The sequence below is a fragment of the Bacteroidales bacterium genome (assembly GCA_041671145.1).
Taxonomy (GTDB): Bacteria; Bacteroidota; Bacteroidia; order Bacteroidales; family JAHJDW01; genus JAQUPB01.
The window spans coordinates 1-4,368 of the sequence record JBAZBZ010000076.1; the positions used below are offsets into that span (position 1 = coordinate 1).

Here is a 4,368-nt window from a genome sequence, read left to right on the forward strand (position 1 = left end):
TCTATTATTTTTTGTGTTTGTTCTTCGCTTTCGTCAACTCCTATTATTATTGAACGACTCATACTATCGTAATATATTTCTGCTTTTGTTGTTGCCAGCATTGAAGCGAAGTGGCTTTTTACAACTTTTACCAATGAGTTTAAATTTCCTGTGCGGTCTTTGTATATGGTAGAACTGCTTATTACTCCTGCACTCTGCAACTCCCTGAATGCATACTGGGCTTCTTCGTCCAAGCCGTCGTAGTCCTGAATGAGCATCAATTTGTCCACAAGTTCTTCTTTGGTGTAGTGATAAAATGATTTGCTCGTCACCCTTGTCATTGACATCACATCTTCAGGGGGGAAGCATTGTCCGATTGTATTTATTAAATGACTTTTCCCTGATCCGCTTGTTCCTTGTATTAATGAATGAAGCGGGTAATTCATTTTATAGGTTGATGCGATTATGAATAATAATTTTCTTGTGTTTTCTTCACCAACTACTCCTGCCTGTTCAATCAGCTTGTCTATTTTGCTTATTAAGTCAGGACTTTTAAGAAATTCAATAATCTGTTTTTCTTTTTCAGGTGCTATTTGCAAAAAATTACGCCTTATTTTGTATTCATTTTTTATTTGCTCCAGTTGTTGCTCCCGATATTTTTCAAGTTCATCTGTGAGTTGGAGCAATTCTATTTCGATTTGTTCGGGGTTTTGGCAAAAGATATCGGCGACTTGTTCTGCGAGGTATCGTAAAGATTCTCTTTCGTATAAATCAACTTTTGTCCTTTCTTTTCTTCCTGTGGTTTTTTCTTCTATAATGAGGGTTGTTCTGAGTGTGCTTAAATCCTGCGTTAATGAACCAAGAATGTAATAATTATTGAATTCGTTTCGTAGCAGTAGTTTGCCGTCATATATAGATTCAATAGTTAATTTTCTGTTTTCAATTATTTTAGGTTCCGGATTTGTTATTTGTTCTGTGTCCGGAATTATTGTTTTTGTTTCTTTCTGTATTTTTTCAACTGCAGTTTCTTCTTTAATTGATGTTTCGGGAACGGACAGGGAAGTGTCGTTTGCTTCTGTATAATCAATATCTATTGTATTGCTTAATTTTTCCTTTACTGCTTCACTGCCGTTTTTTATGAAAATTTCGTGCAATGTTTCATCTTCGAGGCATACTCGTTTTATTGGTATGTTTCCGATTATGGCTCTCAGGTCTTTTATTTCGGTTTTCATAATTCTTTATTTTTTAGTTATGAAAATTATTTCCTGTAATTGTTTGAGTTTTGAAATAGCATCAAAGTGTTGTTGTTTGAATTTATTATCAAATAATGAAATCACAGCTTCGTTTTCTTTGAGTGTTTTTGATTCAAGAACTGTCGCTGTTTCAAGTGTTGTCGGAGCAATAAACAGCTTTATTGTTGTTATGCTCGGATAGTTGGGATAAATTCCGTCATTGTTTAAATATTCAGTTTTTCCAGTTTCTACTGATATTGCGTGAAAATTTACTACCTCATTGTTTTCATTTTTCAATGGAAATATTATTGAGTAATTCCCGAATATTTTATATGCTTGTTGTCCTTTGTTTGTGGGGGAATTACTTTTAGTGATAAAACCGATACTTTCAAGCTCGTCTTTAAATTGTTGTTCTTTTCTGTGGTGTATTTGTCCTGAGTTAAATCCCGCTCCTGTTATTTCAGTGCTTAATTTTCTTTTCTGCATCCATTCTTTTGGGGCTACCGCATTACAGCTTTTTATGCCCGTGATAAAACTTTTATAAAGTTTTCCGATCATTGCCTTGTTTTCGGCTGTGTTTGTTGTCATTTCTGCATTTTCCATTTGTTTGAGTTTTATAAACCCTTGCCTGATAGTTGATATATTCTGCATTTGGCAAGGGTTTGCGTTATTTTCAACCAAACATCCGACAATTTGTTTAGAAAAACAACCTATATTTGCTTTATTTTGCACTGTTATCAATGGCTTTAGAGTGTTTTGGTGTTTTGTTTTTTCTTAACTTCTTTTGTGTCTTTTTTAAGTGCTTCCTCGCATACAACATAAGCCAGATAATGCAGGTCGTCAAAATTCAAATGCCTGTTTGAAGAAGCTTTAAAAAATGAAATAACATCTGTTGTGTTATTACATTCTGTCTTTAAATTAGTTGTTTCCATAATTTAATAGTTTAAAGGGTTTGTATTATTTAATTTAAACTGAATTGTTGGGGTAAATCAATTGAAACTCCGTGTTCTTTTATAATAGGTAATGCCCATTTATTAAGTATATCTTCAAGTAAAATATTAAATTGTGATTGCGATTCATGAAGCTTGCAGATATTACTTAATATTTTATTGTAAATTATTTCTGCTTCTTTCTCTGAAATCCCTCCCGCTATTGCAGGTTGCATGATTATAAAAATCAGTTCTGCAATTCTTGTCGTTGCTTCGTTTTGTATTCTTTCATTCATATTGTTTTGTTTAAATTATTCAGGTAATTAGAATGTATTGCAAAAATTATTTTATAAACTTCAACTAATGAAGTTTTAATAAAAACCGCATTGCTTTGTTTATTATCAACAATGACATAGCAATCGTTAAAGTCGGTATAGAGCTGAATAAAATCCAACTCTCGTATTTTTTTAAAATTGATTTTGAAAAAATCATTATGCTTTGGATTCATGTGTGGATTATATTTAAAATTTCAAATACGGTTTAAATAAAAAGATACCGGAGTAATCCAGCTACATGGCTTTGAAACAACTTAGGATTGTGGAAAAGTTGATTGACAGGAACTACGAGAGGGTTTATACTGAGCTTGTTGGGGCTCAGTATTAGTTCTTTCGTAGTTCCTGTTAGCCACTAGCCGTGCGTTAACAAGAAATGGAGGACTTGGTCCTCTGATTAAAACCTCTGTTGTTTGTTGCAATAGGGGTTTTTTTCTTGAATAATTTTTTTGCTTCATTTTTTTTATTTATTTTTATGTAATAATGTTGAACATAACATCAGCTAATTTTGCAAAATTAAATTGTTTGCAAAACACATAATAATCAATGTTTCCACGCATTTTTAGTTATTAAAAAATTCTTTGTTTTTTTTCGTGGTAATTTAGGTATCAAAAAAACCTCGCATTTTTTGCGAGCATTTTTTGTTTTGAAAATTTTACTTTAGTTGCGTATTTTTGAGAAAAAACTGATATGGATACAAAATCAAATAACAGGGGATTATCATTAGCGTTAATCCCTCTTGGAATAGCAATAAACATAGGGATAGGATCTTTAGTATATGCGCTAAAACTCCCTATATACCTTGATGCCATCGGCACGATACTATTAACTTTATTGCTTGGTTGGAGGGCTGGCGTTATTACAGGCGTATTAGGTTTTGCCCTTACATCATTGCTTATAAATCCTCTTGCCATATATTTTATATGCACACAGGCGGTAATTGCTGTATATGTGCATTTACTCGCAAAAAGAGGCGCTTTCAGCAATGTTTATAAAACAATATTTACAGGCGTAGGAATGGGCGTAATTGCCGCAATATTCAGCGCTCCGGTGATAGTTTATTTATTCGGCGGATTAACAGGAAACGGAACGAGCTTAATTGTTGCTTATATGCTTGCAAGCGGAAAAACAATAATTAATTCTGTTTTACTGTCAGGATTCAGCATAGAACCAATTGATAAAACCATACAATGTCTGCTCGCATTATTTCTTTTAAAAAGCGTTCCTAAAAGTATTTTAAACAAATTTCAATCGGGAAGCCTGAAGGAAAACAAGTTTATTTCATAATATCAGATTTCTGCTGTTTCAAATTTTCATAATTTTAATAAAAAAGACAAGACCGGCTGACTAGTCAGCTTGACTTGTCTTTTGGGGGTTCGGGGCACTCCCCGACAAGATAGCGTGTGGACTGTCTCACCCAAGTGGACAGTCCACACGCTATCTTGCTAATACGATGCAGATGATTAAAATTATTATTTCAGAGCAGGGGATTGAACTTTCTTATTCATGATTTTTCTTTTCTTTCAAAGCGGATTTTGAACTGTGGACAGTCCACTTTTCGCTAAAAATAATAAACTATTGCTGAATTTTTATATTGGTATTTAATTTTTTCAAAAATGTTACTATAAATACAGCCAATAATAATACAAATGGCAATAATGTTATTTTTAAATGAAGAAAATAATAGAACAAATTAAATTTTTGTAAAAATACAAATAGTAAAAAACCAATAAAACTAAATATTCTTAATAAAATCAAATCCCTCTTATTTGGATATTCCGAGCAAAGTAGACCACCTATTTCGCAGTAAACTGTGCCACCAAAACTGATTGTCCCATTGAAGTCATTTCTCTGCTATTTTTCATTAATACAAATATAGTTTATTTTATCATTTAC

Annotated in this window: 6 protein-coding genes; 1 reads left to right on the forward strand and 5 read right to left on the reverse strand. The window is 32.5% G+C overall.

The features are described from left to right. From WC223_13790 to WC223_13810, 5 genes are all read right to left on the reverse strand, one after another. Window positions 1-1,211, reverse strand: a 1,211-nt coding sequence (locus WC223_13790; GenBank protein MFA6925313.1) for a hypothetical protein, incomplete at its 3' end; no start/stop codon positions are given. 6 nt (window positions 1,212-1,217) lie between these two features. Then, complete coding sequence (locus tag WC223_13795) at window positions 1,218-1,862, reverse strand: hypothetical protein (GenBank protein MFA6925314.1); 645 nt, start codon at window positions 1,860-1,862, stop codon at window positions 1,218-1,220. A 95-nt stretch (window positions 1,863-1,957) separates the two neighbouring features. Next, on the reverse strand, window positions 1,958-2,143 hold the full coding sequence (locus WC223_13800; protein MFA6925315.1) for a hypothetical protein: 186 nt from the start codon (window positions 2,141-2,143) through the stop codon (window positions 1,958-1,960). Between the two features lie 29 nt (window positions 2,144-2,172). Next, on the reverse strand, window positions 2,173-2,436 hold the full coding sequence (locus tag WC223_13805) for a hypothetical protein (protein MFA6925316.1): 264 nt from the start codon (window positions 2,434-2,436) through the stop codon (window positions 2,173-2,175). Next, entirely contained in the window at window positions 2,433-2,648 is a 216-nt protein-coding gene (locus WC223_13810; GenBank protein MFA6925317.1) for a hypothetical protein, read from the reverse strand. The genes WC223_13805 and WC223_13810 overlap by 4 nt, the downstream gene beginning before the upstream one ends. Before the next feature lie 514 nt (window positions 2,649-3,162). On the opposite strand from WC223_13810, the gene WC223_13815 reads away from it, so the two are divergent. Beyond that, window positions 3,163-3,759, forward strand: a complete 597-nt coding sequence (locus WC223_13815) for a hypothetical protein (GenBank protein MFA6925318.1) — start codon at window positions 3,163-3,165, stop codon at window positions 3,757-3,759. The last annotated feature ends 609 nt before the right edge of the window (window positions 3,760-4,368 follow it).